Annotated in this window: 14 protein-coding genes; 11 read left to right on the top strand and 3 right to left on the bottom strand. The window is 69.6% G+C overall.

The annotated features are described in order from the left end of the window. The first annotated feature begins 28 nt into the window (after positions 1-28). The 3 genes from BLW75_RS20070 (at position 29) to BLW75_RS20060 (ending at position 2,523) form a co-directional block, all read left to right on the top strand. Complete coding sequence (locus tag BLW75_RS20070) at positions 29-625, top strand: response regulator transcription factor (protein ID WP_003073605.1); 597 nt, start codon at positions 29-31, stop codon at positions 623-625. 380 nt (positions 626-1,005) lie between these two features. After that, the gene (locus tag BLW75_RS20065; protein WP_026467317.1) at positions 1,006-1,578 is read left to right on the top strand and encodes a sigma-70 family RNA polymerase sigma factor; all 573 of its coding nucleotides are present in this window, start codon (positions 1,006-1,008) and stop codon (positions 1,576-1,578) included. After that, a complete protein-coding gene (locus BLW75_RS20060; protein ID WP_034304391.1) occupies positions 1,579-2,523 on the top strand; it encodes an anti-sigma-D factor RsdA in 945 nt (314 codons plus the stop codon). 73 nt (positions 2,524-2,596) lie between these two features. Here the strand turns inward: BLW75_RS20060 and BLW75_RS20055 are convergent, their stop codons facing one another. Further along, positions 2,597-2,983 (bottom strand): DUF5319 domain-containing protein, encoded by a 387-nt coding sequence (locus tag BLW75_RS20055; RefSeq protein ID WP_005166667.1) that lies wholly within the window; start codon positions 2,981-2,983, stop codon positions 2,597-2,599. 135 nt (positions 2,984-3,118) lie between these two features. Here BLW75_RS20055 and guaB point away from each other — a divergent pair, with 135 nt between their 5' ends. The 3 genes from guaB to BLW75_RS20040 all read left to right on the top strand — a co-directional run bounded on the left by guaB (position 3,119) and on the right by BLW75_RS20040 (position 6,465). Next, positions 3,119-4,630, top strand: a complete 1,512-nt coding sequence (guaB, locus tag BLW75_RS20050) for an IMP dehydrogenase (RefSeq protein ID WP_034304394.1) — start codon at positions 3,119-3,121, stop codon at positions 4,628-4,630. Between the two features lie 80 nt (positions 4,631-4,710). After that, entirely contained in the window at positions 4,711-5,181 is a 471-nt protein-coding gene (locus BLW75_RS20045; RefSeq protein ID WP_034304397.1) for a DUF3574 domain-containing protein, read from the top strand. Positions 5,182-5,331: 150 nt separating this feature from the next. Next, positions 5,332-6,465 carry a GuaB3 family IMP dehydrogenase-related protein gene (locus tag BLW75_RS20040; protein WP_034304399.1) on the top strand — a complete coding sequence of 378 codons (1,134 nt, stop codon included), beginning with the start codon at positions 5,332-5,334 and terminating at the stop codon, positions 6,463-6,465. 111 nt (positions 6,466-6,576) lie between these two features. On the opposite strand, the gene BLW75_RS20035 is transcribed toward BLW75_RS20040, so the two are convergent. Continuing rightward, positions 6,577-6,972, bottom strand: a complete 396-nt coding sequence (locus tag BLW75_RS20035; protein ID WP_241783207.1) for a hypothetical protein — start codon at positions 6,970-6,972, stop codon at positions 6,577-6,579. 102 nt (positions 6,973-7,074) lie between these two features. On the opposite strand from BLW75_RS20035, the gene BLW75_RS20030 reads away from it, so the two are divergent. Further along, positions 7,075-8,781, top strand: coding sequence for a GMC family oxidoreductase N-terminal domain-containing protein (locus tag BLW75_RS20030; RefSeq protein WP_034304404.1), 1,707 nt, complete (start codon positions 7,075-7,077; stop codon positions 8,779-8,781). A 9-nt stretch (positions 8,782-8,790) separates the two neighbouring features. After that, entirely contained in the window at positions 8,791-9,513 is a 723-nt protein-coding gene (locus tag BLW75_RS20025; protein WP_034304407.1) for a maleylpyruvate isomerase N-terminal domain-containing protein, read from the top strand. A 24-nt stretch (positions 9,514-9,537) separates the two neighbouring features. On the opposite strand, the gene BLW75_RS20020 is transcribed toward BLW75_RS20025, so the two are convergent. Next, on the bottom strand, positions 9,538-10,521 hold the full coding sequence (locus tag BLW75_RS20020; protein WP_198935643.1) for an ABC transporter substrate-binding protein: 984 nt from the start codon (positions 10,519-10,521) through the stop codon (positions 9,538-9,540). A 119-nt stretch (positions 10,522-10,640) separates the two neighbouring features. Between BLW75_RS20020 and BLW75_RS20015 the strand changes: the two genes are divergently transcribed. From BLW75_RS20015 to BLW75_RS20005, 3 genes are read left to right on the top strand one after another with little or no spacing between them, the layout of a single operon-like run. Then, positions 10,641-11,582 carry a FecCD family ABC transporter permease gene (locus tag BLW75_RS20015; protein WP_395766717.1) on the top strand — a complete coding sequence of 314 codons (942 nt, stop codon included), beginning with the start codon at positions 10,641-10,643 and terminating at the stop codon, positions 11,580-11,582. Then, positions 11,579-12,637, top strand: a complete 1,059-nt coding sequence (locus BLW75_RS20010; RefSeq protein WP_034304413.1) for a FecCD family ABC transporter permease — start codon at positions 11,579-11,581, stop codon at positions 12,635-12,637. Before BLW75_RS20015 ends, BLW75_RS20010 begins: the two co-directional genes overlap by 4 nt. After that, a complete protein-coding gene (locus BLW75_RS20005) occupies positions 12,634-13,428 on the top strand; it encodes an ABC transporter ATP-binding protein (protein ID WP_034304416.1) in 795 nt (264 codons plus the stop codon). The genes BLW75_RS20010 and BLW75_RS20005 overlap by 4 nt, the downstream gene beginning before the upstream one ends. Positions 13,429-13,443: the final 15 nt, after the last annotated feature.

Raw genomic sequence — 13,443 nt, 5'->3', positions numbered from 1 at the left:
TGTCACCCGGCTGCAGGAAGGAAACCCCGTGACGACGGTCTTGATCTGCGACGACCGACGCAGTGTCCGCGAAGGGCTCACTCGAGTGATGTCCGCGGTCCCAGGGGTCAGTCGCATCGACTGCGTAGCGCACGGTGACGAGCTGCTGGCCCGGTACTCCCGTCAGCCGGTCGACGTCGTGCTGGTCGGTACCCAGCGCGCCGTCCCGACCGGCGTCGAAGCCACCCGGCGGCTCGTCTCGGCGAACCCCCAAGCGAACGTGATCGTGTTCGGCGCCCCGGATGACGCGGGCAGCATCGCCGCCGCCATCGCGGGCGGAGCTCGCGGCTACCTGCGCTGGGACGCCTCGCGTCCCGAGCTGGTCGCCGCGCTGGCGCACACCCTCGCCAGCACTTCGGTGCCGGCGCCGCGTCAGCCCTCGGACCCTGGCGTCCAGCTCACCGAGCGAGAGCTTCAGGTGCTTCGCGGGATGAGCCAGGGCAAGAGCAACGGGCAGATCGGCCGCGAGCTGTATCTGTCCGAAGACACTGTGAAGACCCACGCCCGCCGCTTGTTCCGCAAGCTCGGCGTGCGAGACCGCGCTCAGGCGGTCGCCCACGGATTCCGCCGTGGGCTTGTTTCCTGACAACGCTTTCTTGATTTCAACGGCGAGATCGCACAACGGGTGACGAACGGGCCGGGGGTGTACCCCTGGCCCGTACCTGTGTTCCCTGTCACGCTTCGCGCATTTATGCTCACCGCTCGGGCACCCTGGCCCGAGCGAGTCCGCCTCCGGGTGGACCGTCGTACCCCACTGTGTTCCGGCTCGTTGAAAGTTCGACCACGAGCGAAGGGGACCAGGAAGATCCGGGTTCAGCGTGCTCGCCGCAGGGCGGCGCGCCGGTGGCGGCCGTCAACGAAGGCGGCGAGCCCGAGCGGTACGGTAGCTGTCACCGGTAGTGGATTCCGAAGTCACACGCCGGACTCTTTGCACGCCTATACGTAACACTGGGACTGTTGTCTGCGATGGCCAATGTGGGGGACGGACTGGATGAGCCGGTCGCCGCTGCTGTTGAGGGTGATCCTCAAGCGGTCGAGCGGTTGCTGGCGGCCATCCGTCCTTTGGTAGTGCGGTACTGCCGCGCTCGGGTTGGCAGGCAGGAGCGTTCGTTCGCTTCCGCAGACGACGTTGCTCAGGAGGTGTGTCTCGCGGTGCTCACGGCATTGCCTTCGTACCGTGATCAGGGCCGCCCGTTCCTGGCCTTCGTCTACGGGATCGCCCAGCACAAGGTGGCCGACGCGCATCGCGCCGCGGCCCGCAACCGCGCCGAACCGGTCGCCGAAGTCCCCGACGAGGTCGAGGGCGGCGTCGGCCCCGAGCAGCGTGCCCTGCAGGGCGAGCTGAACGAGCGCATGTCGCAACTGCTGCGCGTCCTTCCCGACAAACAGCGTGAGATCGTGGTCCTGCGGGTGGTCGTGGGATTGTCCGCCGAAGAGACCGCCGAGGCCGTGGGGTCCACGCCCGGCGCCGTCCGGGTGGCCCAGCATCGCGCCCTCGCGCGCCTACGTAAGGTTCTGGCCGCTGAGGAGGTGATCTGAGTGACCGATCGCGACCATCGGTTCTCCCCTGGGACCGATCGTGAACTGACGGCCTTCGAAAGAGGGCTGACGCCCTCGGAGGCCGAGTTCGCCGCGGATCTGTCGGCCGTCCAGGCCGATGACGCGCTGCTCGACGCCCTCGGCGGCTCGGACCCGAAGATGGCCGACGACCTCGGCGATCAGGAGCTCAACGCGCTGCTGCTGGCCTGGCGGCGTGACATCGACAGCGAACCGCTCGCGGAACTCGTCGACGTCGACACCGCCGTCGTCACCGTGAAGACCGCCGCGCTCGCCCGCAAACACGGGGGAAGACGCCGGCTGCTGGTCCCGGTGGCCGCCGCCGCGGCCGTCCTGGCCATCGCCTTCGCCGGTACCGGTCTCGCCGCGAAGGACGCGCAGCCTGGTGACACGCTCTGGGGCCTGACCAAGGTGCTTTACGCCGACCACGCCCGGTCGGTCGAGGCCGCCGCAGCGGCCAAGCTCGACCTCGAAAAGGCCAACCTCGCGCTCGCCGGTGGGCGCCTCGACGACGCCCGCAAGGCGCTCGACGAGGCCCAGGCCGCGCTGAGCCAGGTGACCGACGAAGAAAACCGCGATCAGCTGCTCGAACAGCACCGCCAGTTGAGTGCTCAGCTGCAGAACCCCGGCCAGCAGCCGTTGCCGCCGGATCAGCAGCAGCCGACGCAGACGCCGGTCGCGACCACTCCGCAGCCCACCCCGCAGCCGACCGCCCCGCCGACGTCGCTGCCCGGAGGCGGCAACCCCGGCACGAGTCTGCCGGGCACCACGACTCCCTCGCCGACTCCGCCGACCACGAGCAGCGAGCCGCCACCGCCCACGACGTCCACGACGCCGCCGGCCTCGGGCAACGACCCCGGTGGCTCGCGGAACGAGCCGACGCCGGGCGCCGGAGCGCAGGCGCCCGCCGCGGGCGAAACGACGTAGCACCCCGAAGACGCCGAAGGGCCTGGTGAGATCTCTCTCACCAGGCCCTTCGCCTTTAGCGGGCTGAACGCGATCAGTAGGCGCTTTCGTTGGCCGTGACACCGTCCGCGAACCCGCGGCAGTAGTCCCAGCTCACGTAGTCACCGGGGTTCGGGTCGAACGCGGGCTCATGCGGTCGCATGCGGCCGTCGGCGAGCAGCTGCTCGAGACTGGCGCGCAGCAGATGCCAGTCGTGGTAGTGGGGTTCGTCGCATTCACCGCAGTCGACCACGATCCCGCGCACTCCGCGCGGCTCGAGGAGCGCCTGGTAGACGGCGAGATCGGAGAGGTCGGCCAGCAACTCGGTGCGTTCTTCGTCGCTGATCGGCTCGTCCAGCCGGTCGGCGTCGTCGATGAACGCGCGGGCCGGGTCGTCCGGGTCATCCGCGAACGGGTCTGGGGGCAACGCATCTTGCGGCACGCCTGCACGCTACCGGGCGCCCACCCGGGCCGGGCGGCCGCCCGGCCCGGATATCATGAGGGGCAGGCCCTCGCCGTGATGCCACCAGCCACGGCGGCCCCCATTAGTCACCGCTAGGAAGGCCGTTCGCCTGCTATGACCAGCGACAGCGTCACCGCCCCCGTCCCGAGCAAGTTCGCCATGCTCGGGCTGACCTTCGACGACGTGCTGCTGCTGCCGGCCGAGTCCGACGTGGTGCCCAGTGCGGTCAGCACCCGCACCCGGCTCACCCGCAACGTCACCCTGAACATCCCGCTGGTCTCCGCCGCCATGGACACGGTCACCGAAGGCCGGATGGCGATCGCTATGGCGCGCCAGGGCGGAATGGGCGTGCTGCAGCGCAACCTGCCGATCGACGACCAGGCCGCCGCCGTCGAGGTCGTGAAGCGTTCCGAGGCGGGAATGGTGACCGACCCGGTCACGTGCTCGCCCGAGGACACCCTCGCCGAGGTCGACGCGCTGTGCGCGCGGTTCCGGATCTCCGGTGTCCCGGTGACGGACGCGGCCGGAAGCCTGGTGGGCATCATCACCAACCGCGACATGCGGTTCGAGGTCGACCACACCCGCCCGGTGCATGAGGTGATGACCAAGCCGCCGCTGGTCACCGCGCAGGTCGGGGTCACCGCGGAAGCCGCGCTCGGGCTGCTGCGCCGCCACAAGATCGAGAAGCTGCCGATCGTCGACGGCGCCGGCAAGCTGCGCGGGCTGATCACGGTCAAGGACTTCGTCAAGACCGAGCAGTACCCGAACGCCTCCAAGGACACCAACGGCCGCCTGATCGTCGGTGCCGCCGTCGGCGTCGGCCCGGACGGGCACAAGCGGGCGATGGCGCTGGCCGACGCCGGGGTCGACGTGCTGATGGTCGACACCGCGCACGGGCACTCCCGCGCCGTCGTCGAGACCGTCGCGCTGCTGAAGAAGGAACTGGGCGACACCGTCGACATCGTCGGCGGCAACGTCGCGACCCGGGCCGGCGCGCAGGCGCTGGTGGACGCGGGCGCCGACGGGATCAAGGTCGGTGTCGGCCCCGGTTCCATCTGCACCACCCGCATCGTCGCCGGGGTCGGCGTGCCGCAGATCTCCGCGATCTACGAGGCCGACCAGGCGGCGCGCCCGGCCGGGATCCCGGTGATCGGCGACGGCGGCATCCAGTACTCGGGCGACATCGCGAAGGCGATCGCGTCCGGCGCGTCCACCGTGATGCTCGGCAGCCTGCTCGCGGGCACCGCCGAATCGCCCGGCGACCTGATCCTGGTCAACGGCAAGCAGTTCAAGACCTATCGCGGGATGGGCTCGCTGGGCGCCATGCAGTCGCGCGGCCAGGCGAAGTCCTACTCGAAGGACCGTTACGCCCAGGACGACGTGCTGAGCGAAGACAAGCTGGTCCCCGAGGGCATCGAGGGACGGATCCCGTTCCGCGGGCCGCTCGCGAACGTCGTCCACCAGCTGGTGGGCGGGCTGCGGTCGGGCATGGGCTACGCGGGCGCGTCGACGATTCCCGAGCTGCAGGAGGCGCAGCTGGTGCGGATCACCGCGGCCGGGCTCAAGGAGAGCCACCCGCACGACATCACGATGACCGTCGAGGCACCGAACTACACCACCCGCTAGTCCGCCCTTTAGGACACTTACCCATCCGGTTCCGTTCCCGGGAGACTTGGCTCGCTGATCAAGTCTCCTGGGAGGAACCGATGTCTTTCACGTCGCGCCGGACCGCTCTGGCCGTCTTCGCCGCCGCGGCCCTCGGGCTCGGCGGCGGGGTGGCCGCTTCCGCCGTCCCCACCGCTTCCGCCGCACCGTCCACGCCCGAGGCCGTCGCCTTTCAGACGTCGCCGGGCGAGGTGTGGAAGCGCACCGAGCTGTACTTCGGGACCACGAAGCCGGGCGGCGGGGAGCTGACCGACGCCGAGTTCGCCGCGTTCACCGACAAGGTCGTCACGCCGAGGTTCCCGGACGGGTTCACCGAGCTGACCGGACGCGGCCAGTGGCGCGGTTCGGATGGCGTGATCTCGCGGGAGAAGTCGAAGGTGATCGTCGTCGTGTACCCGTTCAGCGACCGCGACGCGAACCGCGAGATCGAAGAGATCCGGACCGACTACAAGAAGACCTTCGCGCAGGAATCCGTCCTCCGGACCGACTCCGTGGAGAAGGTCTCCTTCTGACCCGAGCGACTTTAGCGGGCTAAACGTGAAACGGGTGGGGCGAACGGGGCTGGTGTGACTTCCGGCCCGGTTCGGGTGCCCCGTGCGCAGGTCACCCACGCGGCCTAGCGACAATGGGGTGTAACGGTCGTCGGTGAGAAGGGACTTGACGTGCGGGATCTGGTCGAGATCGGCATGGGCCGCACCGCGCGGCGGGCGTATGACCTCGATGACGTGGAGATCGTGCCGTCGCGGCGCACCCGGTCGTCTTCGGTCGTGTCCACCGCCTGGCAGATCGACGCGTACCGGTTCGAGCTGCCGCTGGTCACCCACCCCACCGACGCGATCGTGTCGCCGGGAACCGCGGTGGCCGTCGGCGAACTCGGCGGGCTCGGCGTCCTCAACGCCGAAGGGCTGTGGGCGCGGCACCCGAACGTCGAGGACGCGATCTTCCGCCTCGTCCGGGCGGCCGAGGACACCGAGGACCCGACCGCGATCGTGCGTGAGCTGCAGGAACTGCACTCCGCGCCGATCCGGCTGGACCTGCTGACCGAGGCGATCAAGACCGTCCGCGAGTCCGGGGTCACCGTGGCCGCGCGAGTCAGCCCGCAGCACGCCGCCGAGCTGACGCCGGACCTGCTCGCGGCGGGCGTCGAGATCCTCGTCGTGCAGGGCACGATCATTTCCGCCGAGCACGTCCAGCGGGACGCCGAGCCGCTGGACCTGAAGGACTTCATCGGACGGCTCGACGTCCCGGTGATCGCGGGCGGCGTCAGCGACTACCGCACCGCGATGCACCTGATGCGCACCGGCGCGGCCGGCGTCATCGTCGGCCACGGGGCCAGCCGCGGCGTGACGAGCACCGACAGCGTGCTCGGGATCGGGACGCCGATGGCGACCGCGATCGTCGACGCCGCGGCCGCGCGGCGTGACTACCTCGACGAGACCGGCGGCCGGTACGTCCACGTGCTCGCCGACGGCGGGATGAGCACGTCCGGCGACATCGCCAAGGCGATCGCCTGCGGTGCCGACGCGGTCATGCTGGGCGCGCCGCTGGCCGCCGCCTCCGAGGCGCCGGGGCAGGGCCTGTACTGGACGTCGGCGGCCGCGCACCCGTCGCTGCCGCGCTCGCGCGTGGCCTTGGGGCCGGACTACGCCGTCGACCTGAAGACGCTGCTCTTCGGGCCGTCCTCGGACGCTGAGGGCGTCGTGAACCTCTTCGGCGCGCTTCGCCGCGCGATGGCGAAGACGGGCTACTCGGACCTGAAGGAGTTCCAGCGGGTCGGCCTGACCGTCCGCCGTTGACGCTCGCTCCCGGCCCGGATCGCGTTTAGCCCGCTAAACGCGATCCGGGCCGTTTTCGTGCTCAGGTGTCCCAGCAGCCCCATGCGTCCCTCCTGTATCACGTTTAGCCCGCTAAAGGCGCTCTGGCCGCCGGGGGCGGTAGTGGGCCGAGCCGAGAGCCCGGGCGATCTTCCGCTGGAGGTCACGCAGGATCGGGAGGGTTTCGTCGTCCGCGAAGCCGGTGGTGATCGACCAGTCCGCCCCGGAGCCGAAGACGTCGCTGGCGAACACGATCTCGGTGGCCACGAGGGTCCTGCGCCAGCCCGAGGCGCGTAGCGGCTCTTCGTCGGCCAGCGCCGCGCGCAACCGTCGCGCCTGCTCGAAGAGGTCGGGTACGTCCTTGAAGCCCATCGCGACGGCGAGGTCGTCGGTGCACGCGGCCGGTCCACCCCAATCCGCCAGGCCACAGCGCAGCACTGTGCGCTCGTCACGCGTCAGGTCGATCGCCACCGGGGCATCCGTATCCACCGGTCGATGATGCCCCAGCCGCGTTGGTGCATCCGGCTGGAAGGTAACCGACGAGTAACTTACCTCTGGTCAGAAGGGGTGGCCGGGGTTACAGTCGAGGGTGTGACTGCGAGTAACACCACCACTGAAGACGACTTCGACTACGACGTGATCGTGGTCGGCTCCGGGTTCGGCGGCAGTGTCGCCGCCCTCCGGCTGACCGAGAAGGGCTACCGCGTCGCCGTCATCGAGGCGGGCCGCCGTTTCGCCGACGACGAGTTCGCGAAGACGTCCTGGGACCTTCGCCGCTACGTCTGGGCGCCTCAGGTCGGCTGCTTCGGCATCCAGCGCATCCACATGCTCAAGGACGTCATGGTGCTCGCCGGCGCGGGCGTCGGTGGCGGCTCGCTGGTCTACGCGAACACGCTGTATCGGCCGTTGAGGCCGTTCTACGTGGATCCGCAGTGGTCACACATCACCGACTGGGAGTCCGAGCTCGGCCCGCACTACGACCAGGCCAGCCGCATGCTGGGCGTCGTCACCAATCCCAGCGTGACGCCGTCGGACGTGGTCATGAAGGGCGTCGCCGAGGACATGGGCGTGCCGGACTCGTACCACCCGACGCCCGTCGGCGTGTACTTCGGCAAGCCGGGGGAGCGCGCGGAGGACCCGTACTTCGGCGGCGCGGGCCCGGCGCGCACCGGCTGCACCGAATGCGGCTCCTGTATGACCGGCTGCCGCGTCGGCGCCAAGAACACGCTGGTCAAGAACTACCTGTACCTCGCGGAGAAGGACGGCGCGAAGGTCATCCCGCTCACCACCGTGAGCGCGATCAGCCCGCTGAACGCAGGTGGGTACGAGGTGAGCATCAAGAAGACCGGGACCACCTCGCGCAGGTTCCGGCACAAGCTCACCGCCGCGCAGGTGGTGCTCGCCGCCGGCACGTGGGGCACGCAGAACCTGCTTCACAGCATGCGCGACACGGCCAAGCTGCCGAAGCTCTCGCCGCGCCTCGGCGAACTGACCCGCACGAACTCCGAGGCGATCATCGGCGCCGCCCGGACCTCGGTCGACGAGGAGCGCAACTTCAGCCGCGGCGTCGCGATCACGTCGTCGATCCACCCCGACGAGAACACACATATCGAGCCCGTCCGCTACGGCAAGGGCAGCAACGCGATGAGCCTGCTCCAGACCATCGCCACCGAAGGCGATTCGGCGGTCCCGCGCTGGCGCCAGGCCGTGAACTTCATGCTCAAGCACCCGGTCCAGACCGTGAAGCTGCTCAACGGCTACCGCTGGAGCGAGCGCACGGTGATCCTGCTGGTGATGCAGAGCCTCGACAACTCCATCACCACGTACACCAAACGCGGGCTCTTCGGCCGCCGCAAGTACACGTCCAAGCAGGGCCACGGCGAGCCGAACCCGAGCTTCATCCCCGCCGGGCACGAAGCCAACCTCCGCACCGCCGAGCGTATCGGCGGCATGGCGGGCGGCACCTGGGGCGAGATCTTCGACATCCCGCTCACGGCGCATTTCATCGGCGGCGCCCCGATCGGCACGGCGCCCGACAACGGCGTGATCGACCCCTACCACCGGGTGTTCAACTATCCGGGATTGTCCATTGTGGATGGGTCGGCGATCACGGCCAACCTGGGCGTGAACCCCTCGCTGACCATCACCGCGCAGGCCGAGCGGGCCTTCTCGTTCTGGCCCAACAAGGGCGAACAGGACAGCAGGCCGCCGCAGGACTCGCCGTACGCGCGGCTCGAACCTATCGCGCCGAAGAACCCGTCCGTTCCGGCGGACGCGCCCGCGGCGCTGCGGCGGTAGCTTGGGGAGGTGACAGCCTCCGAACGCGCACATGCCCTGCTGAACCGCGTCCGCGCCCTGCACGACGAATGGGAGCACGTCGTGCGCGGGATCGACGAGGAGGCCGTGCGCGGCCCCAGCGCGCTGCCCGGCTGGACGCGTGCGCATCTGCTGTCCCACCTCGCGCGTAACGCCGACGGCCTGGTCAACCTGCTCACCTGGGCCAAATCCGGCGTCGAGACGCCGATGTACCTCGGCGAGGCGGCCAGGGACCACGACATCGAGAAGGGCGCGTACCGGTCCGTCGAGGAGATCGCCGAGGACGTCGTCGGCTCCGCCGCGCGCTTGGTCCAGGTCGCGGAGAGCCTGCCGGACGGCGCGTGGCAGGTCCGCGTGCGCGCCCGGCAGGGACGTGAGATCCCGGCGGAGTTCGTGCTCTGGCTCCGGCTCTCCGAAACCTCGATCCATCTCGCCGATCTCGATCTCGGCTACGACTTCGCCAGCGTCGCCGAGCTGCTCGGCGACGAGTTCGACACCGTCGTCGGCAACGCCATCGGAATGTACGGAGGTGAACTGCCCGCCGTGCTCCTGGTCGCCGCCGAAGAGAACGGTTACCGCCACGAGTGGCGGATGAGCGAAGGGCAACTGACGACGCTGACCGGGACCCGTGGCGAGGTATTGGCCTGGATCACCGGCCGCAGTGACGGATCCTCTTTGGACGGTGACGTGCCGGCGCTCCCGCGCTGGCTGTGACATCACCGTCCAAAGAGGACAGGATCAGCTTCGGAACGAGTCCACGCCGAACTGCTTGGCGATGTCGTCCAGCATGGCGTGCGCACCCTGCAGGCTCACCGACGTGAACCAGGTGGTGTCGTTGACGTCGATCTTCTTTCCCTTGAGGGTTCCCCAAAGCGGGTTCGACTGGAACTTCGTCATGGGGTTTTCGGCCTGCTTGGTCTCATCGGTGTAGCTGGCGATGAAGATCGCTTCGGCGTCGAGCTTGCCGATCTCCTCCTGGCTCAGGTCGTTGGAGATCTTCGTCTTGTTGTCCGGCTGACCGGCGGGGCGCTGGATCCCGGCGTCGGCCATCACGCTCCCGGGGAACGACGCGGTGCTGTAGAGCCGCACCGTCGGCTCCCCTTCGATGAAGCGGACCACGGAGGCTGTCACCGGCTTGCCGAGCTTCGCCTTGACCGCGTCACCGACCTTGCGGGCCCGCTCCTCGTAGGACTTGATCTTCTGCTCTGCCAACGCTTCCTTGCCCAGCGCCTTGCCGAGCATCCGGACGTTGTCCTTCCAAGTGGCACCGGTGGTCTGGCTGAACACCGTGGGTGCGACCTTGCTGAACTCCGCGTAGAACTTCTCGTGGCGCACCTTCGCGGACACGATCAAATCCGGCTTGATGTCGTACAGCTGCTCGATGTCCGGGCTCTCGAGCGCACCGATCTCCTTGGCGCCCTCGGCGTACTTGCGGTCGTCGCCCAGGTAGTCCGGCAGCTTGTCGTAGTTGCGATATTTGGTGTACGCCACCAGTTTCGTCTCGAGCGCCAGCGTGGCGTCGACGTAGCTCGAGTCGAGCGCCGCGACGGTGGCGGGCTGCTTCTCGATCTGGGCGGACCCCATCACGTGTTCGACGGTGCGCGGGAATCCACTTTGGCCGGTGCCGGTGGGACCGGATTCCTGTTCACCGCCACCGCATGCGGAGAGTGCCAGGCAGGCTGTCACGGCGAGGGCGAGGACTGCGCGCCGGGGTGGGGTCATGGGTCACTCTTTCTGTGCGGTTAGGCTTTCCTAACCGGAGCATAGGATGGCGGATGTCCACAGTGGAAGTTCGTGTTGGAAAGGCGACAGTAGGCGCTCTGCTCGTCACCCTCCTGGCTGTGATCTGCGTCGCGAGCATCGCCCTGGGTGCGCGTTCGATTCCTTTGGGTGTCGTGTGGGACGCGATTTTCCACCCCGCGGGTGTGCCGGATCACCTGATCGTTCGTTCGTTGCGGGTGCCGCGCACACTGCTCGGCATCCTGGCGGGGCTCGCACTCGGCGCGGCCGGGGCGCTCATGCAGGGCCACACCCGCAATCCGCTCGCGGACCCCGGCCTGCTCGGCGTCACGCAGGGCGCGGCGTTCGCGGTGGTGCTCGCCGTCGTCGTGCTCGGCATCGACGACCTGTACGCGTTCATCTGGTTCGGCTTCGCCGGTGCTCTCGTCGCGAGTGCCGTGGTGTTCCTGCTCGGCGCGGTCGGCGGCCGCGGTGCCACGCCGGTGACGCTCGCGCTGGCCGGAGCCGCGGTGAGCGCCCTGCTCAACGGCGTCATCTCCGCGATCGTGCTCGGCGACGACCGCGGGATGGAGACCTACCGGTTCTGGCACGTCGGCTCGATCGCGGGCCGGGATCCCGCGATGATCGGCCAGATCGCCCCGTTCGTGGCCGCGGGCCTGCTCCTCGCGGTGATCAACACCCCGGGCATGAACACGCTCGCGCTCGGTGACGACGTCGCCGTCGCGCTCGGACGGCGGGTCGGCCGGACGCGGCTGCTCGGGGTCGTCGCGATCACGCTGCTGACCGGCGCGGCCGTCGCGGCCTGCGGCCCGATCGCGTTCCTCGGCCTGCTGGTCCCGCATTTCGCGCGGGCGATCAGCGGACCCGACTACCGGTGGCTGGTGCCGTTCTCCGCCGTGCTCGGCGCGATCCTGCTGCTGGCGGCGGACCTGCTCGGCCGCGTCGTCGCTTCGGACAACCTGGAGGTCGGCATCATGCTCGCGGTGCTCGGCGTGCCGGTGTTCGTCCACCTGGTCCGCAAGAAGGGCTTGGCACGGATATGACGGCTCCCAAGGTGATCTCGCTCGGCCCGGCGGCCTGGACCGTCCGGCCGAGGACACTCACCGTGGTGCTCTTCGCGGCGGTCGCGCTGGTGCTGGTCGCGGCGCTGAACATCGGGATCGGCACCTCCCACATCGGCCTCGGCGACGTCCTGAAGACGCTGTTCGGCGGCGGCACCGCGCGGGAACGCGGAATCATCTTCGACCTGCGGATGCCGCGCACCTTGACCGCGATCGGCGTCGGGGCGGCCCTCGGGCTGTCCGGCGCGCTGTTCCAGACCATCGCCAGGAATCCGCTGGCCAGCCCGGACATCCTCGGCATCACCTGGGGCGCGGGCGTCGGCGCGGTCGGCGTGATCGTCGCGGGCGGCACCGGCGGCCAGGTCAGCGGCCTGGCGAGCACGCTGGGCGTCCCGCTCGCGGGCCTGGCGGGCGGCGTGATCGCGGGAATCCTGCTGTACGCGCTTTCGTGGCGGCGCGGGATCGACGGCTACCGCCTCGTGCTGATCGGCATCGCGCTTTCGGCCGTCGGCTACAACCTCGTGTACTGGCTGCTGACCATCGGAGACGTCGACAACGCCGCGCGGGCGACGACGTGGATCGTCGGCAGTCTCGCCGATGTCGGCTGGGAGTCGGTCGCCCCGGTCCTGCTCGCGCTGGCCGTGCTCGCGCCGGTCACGCTGATCGCCGGGCACACCATCGGCGGACTCCAATTCGGCGACGACACCGCGCGCGGCCTCGGCATTCGGGTCGACGCCGCCCGCGGGACCCTGCTGCTGCTCGGCGCGGCCTTGGCCGCCGTCGCCACCGCGGCCGCGGGCCCGATCACCTTCGTCGCGCTGGCCACCCCGCAGATCGCCTTGCGGCTGGTCCGCTCCGCACAGCCGCCGCTGTTCGGCTCGATGGTCCTCGGCGCGTTGCTCACCGTCGGCGCGGATTTCGTGGTGCGAGTGACGCCCGGCCTGTCCGGGCTCCCGGTCGGCGTGCTGACGGCGATCCTCGGTGCGCCGTATCTGATCTTCCTGTTCGTCCGCAGCCGTAAGGAGGAGCGCGCGTGAACGCCAGACTGCGTGCCCGGGAATTGGAACTCGGCTACGGCGAAACGCCCGTCGTGACCGGGCTGGACCTCGACGTCCTCGACGGGACCGTCACCGCGATCATCGGCCCCAACGGCTGCGGCAAGTCGACCTTGCTGCGCGCGCTGGCGCGGTTGCTCAAGCCGCGGCAGGGCGCGGTGCTGCTCGACGGTGAGCGCATCGACAAGCTGCCGACCAGGGAGGTCGCCAAGATCATCGGCCTGCTGCCGCAGACGCCGTCCGCGCCCGAAGGGCTGACCGTCTCCGATCTGGTCCGCCGGGGGCGGCACCCGCATCAGAGCTGGTACCGGCAGTGGTCTTCCTCCGACGACGAGGCGATCGAGCGGGCGCTGCGGCTGACCGGGATGGAAGAGCACGCCGGCCGGGTCGTCGACCAGCTCTCCGGAGGGCAGCGGCAGCGGGCGTGGATCTCGATGACGCTGGCGCAGGAGACCGGCCTGCTCCTGCTCGACGAGCCGATCACGTATCTCGACCTGGCGCACCAGATCGACGTGCTGGACCTGGTGTACCGGCTGCACGACGAACGCGGGACCACCGTGGTGATGGTGCTGCACGATCTGAATCTCGCCGCCAGGTACGCCGACAAGCTGGTCGCCATGCGCGACGGCAGGATCGTCGCGCAGGGCCCGCCCGCCGAAGTGCTCACCGAGCCGCTCCTCGAGGAGATCTTCGGTCTGACGGCGAAGGTCATGGCCGATCCGGTGTCCGGTACGCCGCTGGTCGTGCCGGTGAGCGCACACCTTCGGGGGTAGCGCCGCAACCTGCTC

It is taken from the genome of Amycolatopsis lurida (genome assembly GCF_900105055.1).
Lineage (GTDB): Bacteria > Actinomycetota > Actinomycetes > Mycobacteriales > Pseudonocardiaceae > Amycolatopsis > Amycolatopsis lurida.
Note: the sequence above shows the minus strand (reverse complement) of the source record. Positions and strands in the feature narration are given on the sequence as shown.